The sequence below is a fragment of the Methylibium sp. genome, from assembly GCF_965279545.1.
Lineage (GTDB): Bacteria > Pseudomonadota > Gammaproteobacteria > Burkholderiales > Burkholderiaceae_C > Methylibium.
Genome location: NZ_OZ257250.1, coordinates 2805217 through 2821276, shown reverse-complemented (window position 1 = coordinate 2821276; position 16060 = coordinate 2805217). Strand labels below are relative to the sequence as shown.

The 16060-nt window shown below is 67.8% G+C and carries 17 protein-coding genes; 9 read left to right on the top strand and 8 right to left on the bottom strand.

Annotation, left to right across the window (positions count from 1 at the left end):
- Positions 1 to 19 precede the first annotated feature (19 nt).
- Genes gspK through gspG form a run of 5 tightly spaced genes read right to left on the bottom strand, consistent with a single transcriptional unit; the run spans position 20 to position 3042 of the window.
- Complete coding sequence (gspK, locus tag ACQY9S_RS13165; RefSeq protein ID WP_428420145.1) at positions 20 to 1006, bottom strand: type II secretion system minor pseudopilin GspK; 987 nt, start codon at positions 1004 to 1006, stop codon at positions 20 to 22.
- Positions 1007 to 1050: 44 nt separating this feature from the next.
- Positions 1051 to 1704: a PulJ/GspJ family protein gene (locus ACQY9S_RS13160; RefSeq protein ID WP_428420144.1), complete on the bottom strand. Its 654-nt coding sequence runs from the start codon at positions 1702 to 1704 to the stop codon at positions 1051 to 1053.
- A 4-nt stretch (positions 1705 to 1708) separates the two neighbouring features.
- The gene (gspI, locus tag ACQY9S_RS13155) at positions 1709 to 2104 is read right to left on the bottom strand and encodes a type II secretion system minor pseudopilin GspI (RefSeq protein ID WP_428420143.1); all 396 of its coding nucleotides are present in this window, start codon (positions 2102 to 2104) and stop codon (positions 1709 to 1711) included.
- Entirely contained in the window at positions 2091 to 2597 is a 507-nt protein-coding gene (locus tag ACQY9S_RS13150) for a pilus assembly FimT family protein (RefSeq protein ID WP_428420142.1), read from the bottom strand. The genes gspI and ACQY9S_RS13150 overlap by 14 nt, the downstream gene beginning before the upstream one ends.
- Position 2598: 1 nt before the next feature.
- Complete coding sequence (gene gspG / locus ACQY9S_RS13145; protein WP_428420141.1) at positions 2599 to 3042, bottom strand: type II secretion system major pseudopilin GspG; 444 nt, start codon at positions 3040 to 3042, stop codon at positions 2599 to 2601.
- A 65-nt stretch (positions 3043 to 3107) separates the two neighbouring features.
- On the opposite strand from gspG, the gene ACQY9S_RS13140 reads away from it, so the two are divergent.
- Positions 3108 to 3677, top strand: a complete 570-nt coding sequence (locus ACQY9S_RS13140) for a type II secretion system protein N (protein WP_428420140.1) — start codon at positions 3108 to 3110, stop codon at positions 3675 to 3677.
- Positions 3678 to 3701: 24 nt separating this feature from the next.
- On the opposite strand, the gene ACQY9S_RS13135 is transcribed toward ACQY9S_RS13140, so the two are convergent.
- Together ACQY9S_RS13135 and ilvA are read right to left on the bottom strand one after the other, a co-directional pair.
- Positions 3702 to 4799: a nicotinate-nucleotide--dimethylbenzimidazole phosphoribosyltransferase gene (locus ACQY9S_RS13135; protein WP_428420139.1), complete on the bottom strand. Its 1098-nt coding sequence runs from the start codon at positions 4797 to 4799 to the stop codon at positions 3702 to 3704.
- A gap of 127 nt (positions 4800 to 4926) precedes the next feature.
- Positions 4927 to 6507, bottom strand: a complete 1581-nt coding sequence (gene ilvA / locus ACQY9S_RS13130) for a threonine ammonia-lyase, biosynthetic (protein ID WP_428420138.1) — start codon at positions 6505 to 6507, stop codon at positions 4927 to 4929.
- 323 nt (positions 6508 to 6830) lie between these two features.
- Here ilvA and ACQY9S_RS13125 point away from each other — a divergent pair, with 323 nt between their 5' ends.
- The gene (locus tag ACQY9S_RS13125; protein ID WP_428425734.1) at positions 6831 to 7253 is read left to right on the top strand and encodes an OsmC family protein; all 423 of its coding nucleotides are present in this window, start codon (positions 6831 to 6833) and stop codon (positions 7251 to 7253) included.
- 58 nt (positions 7254 to 7311) lie between these two features.
- Here the strand turns inward: ACQY9S_RS13125 and coq7 are convergent, their stop codons facing one another.
- A complete protein-coding gene (gene coq7, locus ACQY9S_RS13120) occupies positions 7312 to 7950 on the bottom strand; it encodes a 2-polyprenyl-3-methyl-6-methoxy-1,4-benzoquinone monooxygenase (RefSeq protein WP_428425732.1) in 639 nt (212 codons plus the stop codon).
- A 223-nt stretch (positions 7951 to 8173) separates the two neighbouring features.
- Here coq7 and ACQY9S_RS13115 point away from each other — a divergent pair, with 223 nt between their 5' ends.
- From ACQY9S_RS13115 to ACQY9S_RS13085, 7 genes are all read left to right on the top strand, one after another.
- On the top strand, positions 8174 to 9277 hold the full coding sequence (locus ACQY9S_RS13115; RefSeq protein ID WP_428420137.1) for a porin: 1104 nt from the start codon (positions 8174 to 8176) through the stop codon (positions 9275 to 9277).
- A 227-nt stretch (positions 9278 to 9504) separates the two neighbouring features.
- Positions 9505 to 10128, top strand: a complete 624-nt coding sequence (locus ACQY9S_RS13110) for a DUF3047 domain-containing protein (protein WP_428420136.1) — start codon at positions 9505 to 9507, stop codon at positions 10126 to 10128.
- A 132-nt stretch (positions 10129 to 10260) separates the two neighbouring features.
- On the top strand, positions 10261 to 11241 hold the full coding sequence (locus tag ACQY9S_RS13105; RefSeq protein WP_428420135.1) for an ABC transporter permease: 981 nt from the start codon (positions 10261 to 10263) through the stop codon (positions 11239 to 11241).
- A 10-nt stretch (positions 11242 to 11251) separates the two neighbouring features.
- Entirely contained in the window at positions 11252 to 12817 is a 1566-nt protein-coding gene (locus ACQY9S_RS13100) for an ABC transporter substrate-binding protein (RefSeq protein ID WP_428420134.1), read from the top strand.
- Between the two features lie 106 nt (positions 12818 to 12923).
- Entirely contained in the window at positions 12924 to 13853 is a 930-nt protein-coding gene (locus tag ACQY9S_RS13095) for an ABC transporter permease (RefSeq protein ID WP_428420133.1), read from the top strand.
- A gap of 142 nt (positions 13854 to 13995) precedes the next feature.
- Entirely contained in the window at positions 13996 to 14976 is a 981-nt protein-coding gene (locus tag ACQY9S_RS13090; protein WP_428420132.1) for an ABC transporter ATP-binding protein, read from the top strand.
- A gap of 70 nt (positions 14977 to 15046) precedes the next feature.
- On the top strand, positions 15047 to 16045 hold the full coding sequence (locus ACQY9S_RS13085) for an ABC transporter ATP-binding protein (RefSeq protein ID WP_428420131.1): 999 nt from the start codon (positions 15047 to 15049) through the stop codon (positions 16043 to 16045).
- The last annotated feature ends 15 nt before the right edge of the window (positions 16046 to 16060 follow it).

The following is a 16060-nucleotide window of genomic DNA, read 5'->3' as shown; positions in this document are numbered from 1 at the left end:
TGTGCGGCGCGGCGCGTGCTCAGCGGGCCAGGCTGTCGACCGCCACGACCCGCTCACGCCGCAGTGTCACGATGTCCTGATTGCGGCGCTCGACCAGCGCACGCTCCTCCACGCTGCGGTCCTGCAGGCGCAGCCGGCCGCGAACCTCGAAGAAGGCCGAAGTCACCGAGATGCGATCGGTGGCTGCGCTGACGCCCTGGGGCAGCAGCTTGCCGATCTCGGCCACGTTGCGGAACGGGTTGTGCTGGCGTGCCTGGATCAGCCGGTCCGCGCTGGCGAGGTCCAGCCCCTCGATCACGGCTACGAGCACTTCCTTGGGTGCGGTGTTCGCATTCACGGTGGTGCGCACCGGCAGCAGCGACACATAGGGAGACAGCAAGGCCAGGGTCTCGGCGTCGATTCCCAGCCAGGCGATCTGCTCGACGCGCTCGGGCATCAAGGGCGGGTCGGCGTTGATCTCCGAGGTGCTCGTCTGCTGGCCGCTGGCAAGCGCCGCATCGCGCAGCCCGCGAGCGATCAGGGGCGCGAGATCGGACCGCGCGCCGATCGTCTCGAGCAGGCGCTGCAGCACCCGCTCTTCGGCTCCGGCGGCGGTCCCCGAGCGGGCGTCGATCAGGTTGCGCAGGTTGTAGCGTGACTGTGCATCGGTGATCGATCCGGACAGAAAGGCCTCCGGTGCATCGTCGGTGTTGTCACGATCGACGGCGAGAAAGGTCGAGAGCCTGGCCTCGGCGAGGGGCACTGCCCAAGGCTCGCCCAGATGGTCGGCGCCCCCGGTGCGGGCGTCCTCGCGCAGGATCAGGCGCGCCCAGTCGATGGCACCGGTCAGGATCCATTGCGCCTGCGAGCGTGCGCGCTCGGCCACTTCGACTTGCACCGCACGCCATTGCTGCCAGACCATGGCGCCTGCCAGCGTCGCCACCAGCGTGACGATGACCATGGCAGTCAGCAGGGCGGCACCGCGTTGGTGCCGGCGAATCAGGCCGGCACCCTGGCGGCGGCGCACTGTCGCTCCATGAGCGAGCCCGCTCTTCGGGCAGGACGGCCGGCTCATGAGCCTTGCGGCGACAGCCGCAGATCGCGTGTCAGCGTGCCGACGACGCCGCTGTCCTCGGCGAACGCCAGCACCAGCCGCACCCCTCCGGGCAGCACCTGGCGGGTCGCTAGCGTGGGCGTCTGCGCGGCGGCGGCGTCCGGTGCGGTGTCCCCGCTCGACTGCGCATTGCTCCAGGCGTTGCCGCGCCAGTAGTAGAGCTGCCAGCTCGCGATCCCACCCAGGGCGCGCAGCTGACCGGCCTCGTTGCCCAGCAGTTGCTGCGATTGCAGCCAGTTCTCGCGCAGTGCCGTGCCATGCGTCACGACGGGGCTCGCCCAGCGTGTCCAGCTGCCGCCGCGCAACGACCAGACGATGAGTTGCAATCCATCGGCCTGGCGCCGCGTCAGCCGCAGGCTGGCACCGTCGAACTGCAGCGGCGGCACGATGCCGCTGTCCTGCACCGCGGCGAGGTCGGCCTCCCACTGGGCGACAACGGATTGCAGCCGCAATTGCTCCTCGAGCCGCCGGGCGCTGATGTCGCGCGAGCGCACGATGGCGTCGATGCCTTGCCAGGACAGCGCCGCGACGATGGCCATGATGAGCAGCGCGACCATCACCTCGACCAGCGTGAAGCCGGCGTGGCGGTGGATGCGGTCGCGGGTGTGCATTGCTTCAGTACCTCGACAGCACCGTCGACAGCGTCAGGATCGGTTGCCCGCCGGGCGTGAGCACCACGGCGTCGGCGCGCCGGAAATTGGGGTTCGGCGTCGGGCGCACCACCATCCTGCCCTGGTAGACCACGCCCAACTGCTCGCAGAAGAAGTCGCTGTCGCCGACGCCGGGAAACTGCTTCATCAGCTTGAAGGCCGTGAGCTGGTTGTCGGCGCACCATTGGGCGGCCGTCACATCGGTGAGCCGCCGGGCGTTGTCGGTCAGCGCGCCGGCTGCCTTGATGCCGGCGCCCAGCGTGACCGCGACGATCGCCAGTGCGACCAGCACCTCGATCAGCGTCAGGCCGTGGGCTGGACCGCAGCGCCGTGGTTGCCGGCCGGGCTCAGCGCGCGCCATGGGGTACGACCTCGTCGTCGCCGGCCACGATGAAAGGACCGAAGCCGTCCGTCGCGAGCGCCACGCTCTGCGCCTCCAGGCGCAGCACGATACGCTGCGCGCCGATCACCGGCTCCGGGCCGAGCACGGCCCCCTGGGTCAGCCCCTGCGCTGTCCGCACCTCGGCGCTGACGCCGCTCTCGGTCAGCCACCGGGTCGGCAGGGCGAGTGCATCGGGCAGACCGACAAAGCGAAAGCCCGTGGCGGCGGGCACCCAGACGACCGCGACGCCCGCTGCCCTGGCCTCCGCACGGGCTGTTTCGAGCAGGGCCGCCAGCCGGGCGGCCTCGCGTTCGAGTTGAGTCGCTGCCGGATCGCGCAGGGCCAGCGAAGCGACCGCCGAGGCAATGGCAATCAAGCTCACCACGATGAGCAACTCGATCAGCGTGAAGCCGTTCGCTCGGCGCGCCGGTCGCGGTCGTGCGGGTCGACTGCAGGGCGGGTGCCCGCTCATGTCACTGCCAGGATCCGACGTCTGCGTCCTTGCCTTCGCCGCCGGCCAGGCCATCGGCCCCGAAGCTGAACACGTCCACCTCGCCCTTCACGCCCGGATTTGCGAACTGATAGGCGTGCCCCCAAGGGTCGTTGGGCAGTTTCTCGAGGTAGGGCTTCCAGTTCGGTGGTACCGGGCTCGCGGTCGGTTTGCTGACGAGGGCCTGCAGACCCTGCTCCGCGGTCGGGTAGCGCTGGTTGTCCAGGCGGTAGAGCTTGAGGGACTGCATCAGGTTGTTCACGTCGGTCCGCGCGGCGGTGACGCGGGCGTCGTCCGCTCTTTCCAGGACATTGGGCACGATCAGCGCCGCGAGCACGCCGATGATCACGAGCACGACCATCAGCTCGATCAGGGTGAAGCCGCGTGCGGTGCGCGGCGGCGAGCATCGGGGAGGAAGGTTCAGCATCTTGCTTGGGCGGCGGCGCGAAGCCGTCGCGGGCCATGGACTCGCTTCCATCATAATCGTCAGCCATGCCAGCCCGTATTGCTGCATTTCTCGTGTGGGCCGCCGTGGCGGCCTGTGCGGCGTTCTGGGGGCTGCGCGTGCTGGTGACACCGCGGCCTGTGCCGAGCCAGACCGAGCCCGTGGCGTCGGCCGAAGGTCGACGTGCAGACGTGCTGCGGCTGTTTGCCGTGGCCGCCACGCCATCGGCCGCGGCCAGTGCGAGCGCGCCAGGGTTGGCGAGCCGTTTCAAATTGATCGGCGTCATGGCGCCCAAGGAGGGCGAGCGCGGTCGCGATCAAGGCATCGCCTTGATCGCAGTCGATGAGAAGCCGCCGCGTGCCTACCGCGTCGGCGCGCCGATCGACAACGCGCTGGTGCTGCAATCGGTGGCAGTCCGCAGCGCCACCATCGGTCCGGCACAAGGGGAGCCTGCCGTGCAACTCGACCTGCCGCCGCTGCCGCCACCCGCGACGGGCAGCCTGCCAGCGGCTTCCGGGCTGCTGCCGGCGGGGCCAGTCGCCGTGCCGCCACCAGCTGCGCCTGATCCCGGGCCCGGACCGTCAGGCCCGCCCAGAGACCTGGTCAACCGCCGGTGACGCGGGGTCGCAGGGCCATCGCACTCAGGGCCGAGTGCCCCGGTCGAAGTCCACCTCCACCGGTGTGTCCAGCGTCGGGATGGTCGTCGTGGAAGGCGATGTCGGTCCCGGGTCTTCGCCTTCGGCCACCTGGGTCAGCAAGGCCGCCGCGCTGTTGACCAACGGCCAAGCCAGCGTCGCGCCCGTGCCGTCGGTGCTCTCCATGCCGAGTTCGAGCAGGGCGCTGGCGTGGAACAGACCAAGGGCATGGTCGAGGCCGCGGTGGCTGTGGCTGCGGCAGAACACCACGTAGTCGGTCACCGGCGCCGAGATGCGGGCGGCCACCAGCAGCGCGGCGCAGGCCGGGACGCCATCGACCATGATCAGGTGGCGCTTGCTCGCCGCGACCAGCATCGCACCGACCATCGTCGCGACCTCGAAGCCACCGAACGCGGCCAGTACTTCAACCGGATCGGTGACGTCACGGTGCCGGCCCTGGGTGCTCTGCAACACCACCATCGTCTGGGCCAGGGCATCGGATTGCATGTTCGGGCCGGAGATGGTCAGGTCGCGCAGCGGGATGTCCGCCAGGCGCGAGAGCACCAGCGAGGCACTCTCGTGCGCGCCGACGCCGATGCCGGCGCAGGCCAGCACGTTGCCGCTGAGCGTGTCGGCGATCTCCATGCCGGCCCGGATGGCGGCATGCGCCTGATCGATCGACATGGCCGGCCCGGAGCGCGCACTGCGCGTGCCGAAGCCGATCTTGCGTTGCAGCAGGCTCGGGTACGGGCTCATCGTCTCGGCCAAGCCGGCGTCGACCACCGTCAGTCCCATGCCCTGGATGAACGAGAACACTGCCATCGGCAGCCGGCCCGCCAGCAGGTGGGCCACTTGCTGGGACGTCGGCTCGGCGCGCGTCGACAGGCCATCGACGACCAGACCATGGTCGCCGGCGAACACCAGAAGCTGCGGGTTCTTGAGCCGCGGCTTCAGCGTGTTCTGGATCAGGCCCAGGCGCACCGCCAGTGGTTCGAGTTCGCCGAGGCTGCCGGCGGTCTCGGCGCGATGCTGAAGCTTCTGCCGTAGCGCATCTTCGAGCCGCGGGTGAGCCGTGGGGGCGATCAGGGAGCGCTGGACAGACATGGTGGAGGGGAGGGTTGGTCCAGTGGGATTGTGGGCCCTGCGCCGACCTGGCGACAATCGCGGATCGGGGCATCTGAATCAGCCCGCGGCTCCCGATCACCGCAAGCAATCACCCGGAGCACAGCGCTCAACGCAGGAAGAGCTGGTAGACGGGGTTGCGTGTCTCCTCGACACAGGGATAGTCGAGCGTTGCAAGGAATTCGCGCAGCGCGCGCTGCGCGCCGCGCGGGATCTGCAGCCCGACGAGGATGCGGCCGTAATCGGCGCCCTGGTTCCGGTAGTGGAACAGGCTGATGTTCCAGTCCGGATGCATGCGGGTCAGGAAGCGCATCAGCGCCCCAGGCCGTTCCGGAAAGACGAAACGGAACAGCCGTTCGTCGCGCGCGAGCTCCGAGCGGCCGCCAACCATGTGGCGGATGTGGGTCTTGGCGAGTTCGTCGTGGGTCAGGTCCACGGTCGCGAATCCCTGCTTCTGGAAGCGTTCGGCGATGCGCGTCGACTCACCGTGCTCGCGCGTCGCCAGGCCGACGAAGACCTGGGCGCTCCGTGCATCCGAGATGCGGTAGTTGAACTCGGTGACGCTGCGGGGTCCGAGAAGCTCGCAAAAGCGCTTGAACGAGCCGCGCTCCTCGGGGATCGTGACGGCGAATAAGGCCTCGCGTTCTTCGCCGACCTCGGCCCGCTCGGCGACGAAGCGCAGGCGGTCGAAATTCATGTTGGCGCCGCAGGTGATCGCGACGAAAGTCTTGCCCGTGCAGCCGGTGCGCGCCGCATACTGCTTGACCGCCGCCACGCCCAGGGCGCCGGCCGGCTCGAGGATCGAGCGCGTGTCCTGGAAGACGTCCTTGATCGCGGCGCAAACCGCGTCGGTATCGACGATCTCGAAGTCGTCGACCAACTGCCTCGTCAGGCGGAAAGTCTCCTTGCCTACCAGCTTGACCGCGGTGCCGTCGGAAAACAGGCCCACGTCGTGCAGCGTCACGCGCTTGCCGGCCCGCACCGAGCGCGCCATTGCGTCCGAGTCGACGGTCTGGACACCGATCACACGGATCTCGGGCCGTACCGCCTTGATGTAGGCGGCTATCCCGGAGATCAGGCCACCGCCGCCGACCGCGACGAACACCGCGTCGATCGGTCCCTGGTGCTGGCGCAGGATTTCCATTGCGATCGTGCCCTGGCCGGCGATCACATCGGGATCGTCGAAAGGGTGTACGAAGGTCTGCCCGTCGTCACGCTCGAGCTGCAGTGCGTGCGCATAAGCATCCGAGTAGCTGTCACCGTGCAGCACCACCTTGCCACCGAGTGCGCGCACCGCCTCGATCTTGAGTTGGGGCGTGGTGACGGGCATCACCACCGTCGCGTGGCAGCCGAGCTTGCGGGCCGACAGCGCGACGCCCTGGGCATGATTGCCGGCCGAGGCACAGATCACGCCGCGCTCGAGTTGCGCGGCGCTCAGATGGACCATCTTGTTGTAGGCGCCCCGCAGCTTGAAGCTGAAGACGGGCTGCTCGTCCTCGCGCTTGAGCCAGACCTGGTTGCCCACGCGGTGCGAGAGCTGAGGTGCGAGTTGCAAGGCGGACTCGATGGCGACGTCATACACCCGCGCGGTCAGGATGCGTTGCAGGTAGTCGGGCTTGGCCTGGGTCGTGGGACGAGCAGCCTTTGCGGATGGGGTTCGCGAGGCGAGGCGCGACGCGGCGCGGGCCATGAAGTCTCCTTGTTACAAGCGGCGCGATGATAAGGCAGGCCTTTGCGCCCTGATGGCCGGCCGCTGCAGCGCAACAAGCCCGGTCGCCGCGATGGCGCAATAAAAAAGCCCAAGGCCGTGAGGCCTTGGGCTGAATCCACCTATGGAGGAGGGTGGAGGAGACAAGCGGTGATTGGGGCACGTGCCTTGTCCAATCGATGATTAAATTCTACAACCGAACGATGGTGCGCCGCAACAAGCACGAGCGTTCTTTTTCTAGGGGGGGAGGCTCCCTATTTGTGCGGATTGGCACAATCGTCGCCAGTTCTGGAAGGGAATCGAGCATGGAGTGCACTGTTCGCTGGCAACCCGAGGCCGGCATGGCGTTCAACGCCGAGACCGGCAGCGGGCATCTGTTTTCAATGGATGGCGCACCGGATGGAGGGGGGCGCAATCTGGCGCCGCGGCCGATGGAGACTGTGCTGGCTGGCACCGGCGGCTGCGCTGCCTATGACGTGGTGTTGATCCTCAAGCGCGGACGCCACGACATCCGCGGCTGCGAAGTGAAGTTGAGCGCCGAGCGTGCACCGACCGATCCCAAGGTATTCACCAAGATCCACATGCAGTTCGTCGTCCGCGGTCGGGGCCTGTCGCTGGCTGCCGTGGAGCGCGCCGTGGCGCTGTCGCACGACAAGTACTGTTCGGCCAGTGCCATGCTGGGCAAGACCGCTGCCATGACGACCGGGGTGGAAATCGTCGAGGTCTAGCTGTGAAGCGTCACCTGCTTGCCTTGCAACAGCACTTCTCCGCCCGGCTGGGGCCCGTTCAAATGTGATGCGCGGTGGCCGTCATGAGCTTCGCCATGCCGCGCATCGCCCAGCGCACGGGCAGTGGCAGCGGTGCACCTCCGGCGCGCTCGGCGGCGTTGGCGTGCCTGGCTTCGTCTTCGCGCATCTGAGCCACGATGGCCCGGGATTCGGCGTCGGTGGCCGGTAGCCGGTCGAGGTGAAGCATGAGGTGCTGTTCCACCTGCCGCTCCGTTTCGACCACGAAGCCCAGGCTGGCCGCGTCACCGATGCGCCCCGCGATCACGCCCAGGCCAAAGGCGCCGGCGTACCACAGCGGATTGAGCCAGCTGGTCCGTCCGCCCAGTTCGGTCAGTCGGGCTTCGGTCCACGCGAGGTGGTCGGTCTCCTCCCGAGCCGCGGCCGCGAACTGGGCCTTGAGGGCCGGATTGCTCGTGCTCAATGCTTGCGAGTCGTAGAGGGCCTGAGCACAGACTTCGCCGACGTGGTTCACGCGCATCAGCGACACGGAGAGCGCTCTCTCCTGCGGGCTGAGCGACGCGCCGGAGTCGCTGGCCGGTCGGGGCGTGGGGCGGGACGCCGAGTGAGTCCCAAAAACGGTGCTCAAGGCCTTGTCGAGCAAGGAGATCACCTGATCGGTGCGGCTGAGTGTGGGCATGGTCTGGGGCAAAGAGTGGCAGGCGCCTGAAATTCGTGCCGATTCTCACGCCAGTTTTATAGAAGTCGGAGATTTGTGTCGGCTGTATGACGTGGCTTTCTGGCACCAATATCGTGCTTCTTAGTTGCCTCACCACAACAGAATGGGTACAGAAAGCGGTGAGGCTCTGGCGGCATCGCCGGGCGTCTGGTCGAATCTCCGCAGTTGGGACGGCTGGCGATCGATGGCACTGCTTTTGGGTGGCCTGTTCGGATCGGCCGGAACCACATGTTCAACTCTGGAGATAGTTGCAATGAAAAAATCAGTACTCGCTCTGGCCGTTCTGGGTGCATTCGCTGGCGCCGCGTCGGCGCAGTCGTCGGTGACGCTGTATGGCCGTCTGGACACCGCTGTCACCTGGACCGACGGCAGCATCCTCGATTCGAAGACCACGCTGAACAACCACCAGCCGATCGGTGGCTCGCGCTGGGGCCTGAAGGGCAGTGAAGATCTGGGCGGTGGCTTGAAGGCCAATTTCGTGCTCGAGTCGGGCTTCAATTCCGACGACGGCAGTGCCGCCAACGCGACCAAGCTGTTTGATCGTCAGGCATGGGTCGGTCTGAGCTCGGCCAGCCTGGGCGAAATCCGCCTCGGCCGCCACGACACGCTGACCCGTCAGCTGAATCTGGGCTATGGCTCTGACCTCACGGCTGAAGGCGAACTCACGGTCGTGGACAGCAACTTTGCCGCTTCTGCCGGCAGGGTCCTGTTCCAGAACTTCGGCACCCGCGTCGACAATGCAATCGTGTACCTGTCGCCGAACCTCAGCGGCTTCCAGGTGCGCGGGTTGGTGGCCGCCGGTGAAGGTACCACCGCTCGCCAGCAAGGTGTGTTGCTCGGCTACGCTGCAGGTCCGCTGAAGGCGGGCATCTCCTACGAGGAGTACGCCGAGCCGCCGACCGGCGGCAGCGCCTACAACAAGGTTGCCACCGTGGGTGCCAGCTACGACTTCGGTGTCGCGACGCTGGGTCTGGGCTATCAGAACACCACCGATTTCGGCACGAACCTCGCGCAGTCTGCTGTTATTGGCGACGTCGATGCGTACAACGTTGGCGTGCTGGTGCCCTTCGGTGCCTTCGAATTCCGGGCCCAGTACACCCATGCAAAGGTCGATCTGGACGCTGGCGGCAGCCGCAAGCAGGACAAGTATGGCGCTTCGCTGCGCTACTCGCTGTCCAAGCGGACCCAGCTGTACACCGCCTACCTCCACCGCGAGTCTGACAACGACGGCACCGTCAACTTGAACGGCGCAGACCAGTTCCTGGTCGGCATCGGTCACAACTTCTAAACCGAGTTGTGCCGCTGAAAGAGGCGCCCTGCGGGGCGCCTCTTTCGTTTTGTGTTCGAGAGCACCGTTTCCTTGATGTCCGCCGGAGTCCTGTCTTGTTGTTCTCGCTGCTAAGGCGCATCGCTTTCGTGGTGATGGGAGGATTGAGTGCCTGCGCAAGCGGACCGGGTGGCGAGTCGCTGGTCCAGCGGCCGCTGACGGGTGCATGGTCCGCGCAGTGCATTCCCATGTGGCAGCCTCATGCGCTACCGGGCAAGCGCGCCACACGCTATGACCTCGCTGCCGATGCCGGGCGGGCGGTGGTGCGGGCACGTGCCGAAGCCTCGGCCAGCATGCTGCGTTACCCGATCCATCTCGAGCCCGCGGCACTCGGGACGCTGAGGTTCTCGTGGCGCGTGGCCTCGCTGATTGCCAAGGCCGACGTGCGACAGCGGGACACCGAGGACTCGCCGGTGCGCGTCGTGCTCGCCTTCGACGGCGACCATGAGCTGCTGCCGGCGAAGGACCAGGCACTGTTCGAGCTGGCGCAGGCCGTGATGGGCGAGCGCCCGCCGTACGCGACGCTGATGTACGTCTGGGACAACCAGGCGCCGCTCGAGAGCGTGGTGATCAACCCGCGCAGCGAGCGCATCCGCAAGATCGTCGTCGAATCCGGCCCGGGCCATCTGCAGCAGTGGCGCGAGCACGAGCGTGACATCGCGGCCGACTACCGGCGTGCGTTCGGTGAGGCGCCCGGTACCCTGATCGGCGTCGGCCTCATGACCGATGCCGACAACACCGGCACGTCGGCGCTGGCCTGGTACGGCGCGGTCTGCCTGAGCGGCGCCCAGCTGGGCGCTGCGCCGAACTGATCGAACGTCGCACGGCGGGGCATGCGAGACCTGCCAAGGGGTCGTCCGACGGAACTGCAGGTGGCGCAAAGCCCGCCGGAAAGGCGGTGCGACGAGGGCGCAGCCACAATGGCCCTCCAACACCGCGCAACCATGCTGGCCTTCCTGTTTCGACGCCTTCTCCAAGCCGTGGTCGTGATGCTGGCGGTCGCTTTCATCGCGTTCATGCTGTTCCAGCACGTCGGTGACCCGGTCACCAACCTGCTGGGTCAGGACGCGACGCCCGAGCAGCGCAGTCAACTGCGCGCCGACCTTGGCCTGGACCGACCGTTCGTGCTGCAGTTCGCGCGCTTCATCGGCAATGCCGTGCAAGGCGAGTTCGGCCTGAGCCTGCGGCAGGGGCGCAAGGTGTCGGCGCTGATCGCCGAGCGCCTCCCGGCGACGCTCGAGCTCTCGTTCACTGCGGCCGTGCTCGCTCTCGCGGTCGGTGTGCCGATGGGGGTGATCGCGGCGCTCCGGCGGGGCAGTGTCCTGTCGCAGCTGCTGATGACGGTTTCGCTGCTCGGTGTCTCGCTGCCCACCTTCCTGATCGGCATCCTGCTGATCCTGGTGTTCTCGGTCTGGCTGCACTGGCTGCCGAGCTTCGGCCGCGGCGAGGTGCTCACGATCGGCGGCTGGACGACGGGCTGGCTCACGGCCAGCGGCTGGCAGCACCTGATCCTGCCATCGGTCACGCTGGCGGTGTTCCAGCTCACGCTGATCATGCGGCTGGTGCGTACCGAGATGCTGGAGGTGCTGCGCAGCGACTACATCAGGTTCGCGCGGGCCCGCGGGCTCACCGATCGCGCGGTGCACTTCGGCCATGCCCTGAAGAACACGCTGGTGCCGGTGATCACGATCACCGGCCTGCAGCTCGGCTCGCTGATCGCCTTTGCGATCATCACCGAGACGGTGTTCCAGTGGCCGGGCATGGGCCTGCTGTTCATCCAGGCGGTGAGCTTTGCCGACATTCCGGTGATGGCGGCCTATTTGTGCCTCATCGCGCTGATCTTCGTCGCGATCAACCTGGTCGTCGACTTGCTTTACTTCGAGGTCGATCCACGGCTGCGCCTCGACAGCGACGCCGCGCACTGAGGAGAGCGATGTGTTCAAGTTCGTTGCGATCACGGCCGTCCTGGTCTTGCAGCTCGCCGCGGCCCAGGCGGTGACGCTGCGTGTCGCGAACCAGGGCGATGCCCAGTCGATGGACCCGCATTCGCTCAACGAGTCCGTGCAACTCAGCTTTGCCAGCAATATCTACGAGCCGCTGGTGGCACGCGACAAGCAACTGCGGCTCGAACCCGGCCTGGCCACCCGCTGGGCGCAGACCTCGCCGACGGTGTGGCGCTTCGAGCTGCGCCGTGGTGTCCGATTCCACGACGGCACGCCGTTCACGGCCGACGACGTGGTGTTCTCGTTCGAGCGGGCCGCCGGCGAGGGTTCGGACATGAAGGGCTACACCGCCTCGTTCAAGGCGGTGCGGCGCATCGACGAGCACACCGTCGAGATCGAGACCACGGCGGCCTTTGCGATCCTGCCCGACGTGATTGCCTCGGTCTACATGATGAGCAAGGCCTGGTGCATCGCGAACAAGGCGCAGACACCGGTGGATCGCCGCAAGGGCATCGAGAACACGGCATCGTTCAAGACCAATGGCACCGGGCCGTTTCGCCTGAAGGAGCGGCAACCCTCGGTGCGCACGGTGCTCGTGCGCAATCCGGGCTACTGGAGCCGGGTCGAAGGCAACGTCGACGAGGTGGTGTTCACGCCCATCGGCAACGATGCCACGCGGGTGGCGGCGCTGCTGTCGGGCGAGATCGACGTGATGGAGCCCACGCCGCTGCAGGACATCGAGCGCATCAAGGTGAATCCCGCCTTCAAGCTGCTGCAGGGACCCGAGCTGCGCACGATCTTCCTCGGCATGGACCAGCAGCGCGACGAGTTGCTGAACTCCGACGTCAAGGGCCGCAATCCATTCAAGGACCGCAGGGTCCGCCAGGCCTTCTACCAGGCGATCGACATCGAGGCCATCAAGAGCCGCGTGATGCGCAACGCGGCGACGCCGACCGCGCTGATGCTGGCGCCGGGCGTGAAGGGCTTCGTGCCCGAGCTGAACAAGCGCCTGCCCTACGACATCGACGCGGCGAAAAGGCTGCTCGCCGAAGCCGGCTATCCGAACGGCTTCGAGGTCGGCCTGAATTGCCCGAACGACCGCTATGTCAACGATGCTGCGATCTGTCAGGCGGTTGCCGCGAACCTGGCGCGCGTCGGCGTCAAGGTCAGTCTGCAGACCGAGAGCAAGGCCAGCTACTTCCCGAAGATCCTGCGCCGCGACACCAGCTTCTACCTGCTGGGCTGGACCCCCGGCACCTACGATGCACACAACGTGCTGAGCGCGCTGATGGCCACGCCCAACGACAAGGGCCAGGGGCAATACAACCTGGGCGGGTACAGCAATCCGCGCATCGACGAGCTGACGCAGAAAGTGCAGTCGGAGATCGACGCGGCAAAACGCGGCGAGATGATCCGCGAGGCCTTCAAGCTCCACCAGGACGATGTCGGCCACATCCCCCTGCACCAGCAGGCGCTGGCCTGGGCGATGAAGAAGAACATCGAACTCGTGCAACTGGCCGACAACTACATGCCGTACAAATGGGTCGTGGTGAAGTAATGCGTGCCGGCCGACAGTCTGTTGCGGTGCAGGCTCATCTGCGGACGCAGGCCGCAGGTGAAGCGGCGCACGCCGCGGGCCGCAGCCACAACTACATGCCGTACAAATGGGTCGTCGTGAAGTGAACTCCGGCGCCGTGCATCGCTTTTTCGCCGGCGACGTCTGGTACAGCTTTCGCGCGTCGCCGGTGGCGATCTTCGCGGCCGTCGTTGCGGCGAGCTGTCTGTTCTGCGCGCTGTTCGCGAACCTCGTGGCGCCGCACGACCCGTTCGACCTCGCGACGCTCGAACTCGGCGACTCGCGCCTGCCGCCGGCGTGGCTGGCCGAGGGCAAGACGGCCTACCTGCTGGGGACCGACGACCAGGGCCGCGACATCCTGTCGGCGCTGATGTACGGCGCGCGCATCTCGCTGGCCGTGGGCATCGCTTCGGTGCTGCTGTCGATGCTGATCGGCGTGACGCTGGGGCTGGTGTCCGGCTTCCTCGGCGGCCGGGTCGACGCCCTGATCATGCGGGTGTGCGACGTGATGCTGTCCTTCCCCGCCCTCCTGGTCGCACTGCTGGTCGATGGCGTGGGTCGCGCGCTCTTCCCCGGCGCGCACGAGGCGCTGGCTTTCGGGGTGTTGATCCTCGCCATCTCGCTGACCGGCTGGGTGCAGTACGCGCGCACCGTGCGCGGCTCCACCCTGGTCGAGCGGCAAAAGGAGTACGTGCAGGCGGCGCGCGTGATCGGCGTCTCGTCGCTGCGCATCATGCGCCGCCACGTGCTGCCCAATGTGCTGGGGCCGGTGTTCGTGCTGGCGACCATCCAGGTCGCCACCGCGATCATCACCGAGGCGACCTTGAGCTTCCTCGGCGTCGGCGTGCCGCCGACCTCGCCGTCGCTGGGCACGCTGATCCGGGTCGGCAACGACTTCCTGTTCAGTGGTGAATGGTGGATCACGATCTTCCCTGGTGCCGTGCTGGTGCTGATCGCCCTGAGCGTGAACCTGCTCGGCGACTGGCTGCGCGACGCGCTCAACCCGCGGCTGAGATGACCCACCGTTGCGGCTTCGCCGCTCCCCCTCGAGGGGGCGTCGCTGGCGGACCGGCAGAGCCGGATCCGTGGCGGCTGCTTGGCGGGCCGGTTCGTGCGTCGAGCTACGCGCATTGCGCAGGCTGGCGGCGAGGATGAGGGCAGTGCAGTCCTTGCTCGAAGTGCGCGACCTGGTGGTCGAGTTTCCTGGCCGCCGCGGCACGCTGCGCGCGCTCGACGGCGTGTCGTTCGACATCGCCCCGGGCGAGATCCTCGGCGTGGTCGGCGAGTCGGGTGCGGGCAAGTCGCTCACCGGTGCGGCCGTCATCGGTCTGCTCGAGCCGCCGGGGCGCATCGCGAGCGGCGAGGTGCGTCTGTCGGGCCAGCGCATCGACAACCTGCCGTCCTCCGCTTTGCGCCGCATCCGTGGCCGGCGCATCGGTGCGATCTTCCAGGATCCGCTGACCTCGCTGGATCCGCTGTACACGGTCGGCCGCCAGCTGGTCGAGACCCTCCGCACGCATTTGCCGCTCGACGAGACGGCGGCACGCGGCCGCGCCGTCGAGTTGCTGCGCGAAATCGGCATCCCGGCGCCCGAGGCCCGCGTCGACCACTATCCGCACCAGTTCTCCGGCGGCATGCGCCAGCGGGTCGTGATCGCGCTCGCGCTGGCGGCGAACCCGGAACTGGTGGTGGCCGACGAGCCGACCACCGCGCTCGACGTGTCGATCCAGGCCCAGGTGATCGACCTGCTCAAGCGCCTGTGCAAGGAGCAGGGCACGGCGGTGATGCTGGTGACGCACGACATGGGCGTGATCGCCGAGGCTTGCGACCGCGTGGCGGTCATGTATGCCGGGCGCATCGTCGAGATCGGTCCGGTGCGCGACGTCATCCATGCCCCCGCACACCCGTACACGGTGGGTCTGATGCGTTCGATCCCGGCGATGGACGCAGACTCCGAGCGCCTCGCCCAGATCGACGGCGCCATGCCGCGACTGGACGCTATTCCCCCGGGCTGTGCCTTCCATCCGCGCTGCCCGCAGGCGTTCGCGCGCTGCCGCGCCGAGCGCCCCGGCCTGATCGACGCGGGCCGAACCCGCGCGGCGTGCTGGCTCGTGAGCACGCCCGTGGAGGATGCTGAATGAGCACGCCGGGCCGCCCCGAGTGCGTAGGCTCCCGCTTGGCGGGACCGCATGAAGTGCCTGGGGGGCACCAATGAGCTCGGCCCTGGTCGAGGTGCGCGACCTCGTCAAGCGCTTCGATGTGTCGCCGCCCTGGCTGAACCGGGTGCTGGAACGCCGGCCACGGCAGATCGTTCAGGCCGTCGACGGCGTGAGCTTCGCCATCGAGCGTGGCCAGACACTGGGCCTCGTGGGCGAATCGGGCTGTGGCAAGAGCACGGTCGCGCGGTTGCTGGTCGGTCTGCACCGGCCCAGCGCGGGCACGGTGCACTTCGACGGCGAGGACGTCACGCGCGCGCTGGCCTCGCCGAATCAGGCGCGGGCGCTGCGCCGCCGCCTGCAGATGATCTTCCAGGACCCGTACGCCAGCCTGAACCCGCGCTGGAGCGTGCAGGCGATCGTGGCCGAGCCCTTGATCGAGCAGGGCCTGGAGCGCGCACCGACCGCCTTGCGCGAGCGGGTCGCGGCGCTGCTCGCATCGGTGGGGCTGGCCGCGGCGGACGCCGGCAAGTTCCCGCACCAGTTCTCGGGGGGGCAGCGCCAGCGCATCTCGATCGCGCGCGCGCTGGCCACGGCGCCCGATTTCCTGGTCTGCGATGAGCCGACCTCGGCGCTCGATGTCTCGGTGCAGGCACAGGTGCTGAACCTGATGAAGGACCTGCAGCGCGAGCGCGGCCTGAGCTACCTGTTCATTTCGCACAACCTCGCCGTCGTGCGCCATGTGTCCGATCAGGTGGGCGTGATGTACCTCGGCCGGCTGGTCGAGTGGGCGCCCAAGCGGGCGTTGTTTGCCCGGCCGCGCCATCCCTACACCCGCATGCTGCTCGACGCGGTTCCCGATCTGCAGCTGAGCGGGCGCCCGCGCACGCCGGTGCAGGGCGAGGTGCCCAACCCGCTGCAGCCACCGAGCGGCTGTGCCTTCCATCCACGCTGCCCGCATGCCAACGATCGCTGCCGCAGCGAGCGGCCGCGCTTGCGGGAGGTCGACGGCGTTCGCGTGGCCTGCCACGCGGTGAGCGAAGGACGGCTGTAGAACTCGGCCCCGGTC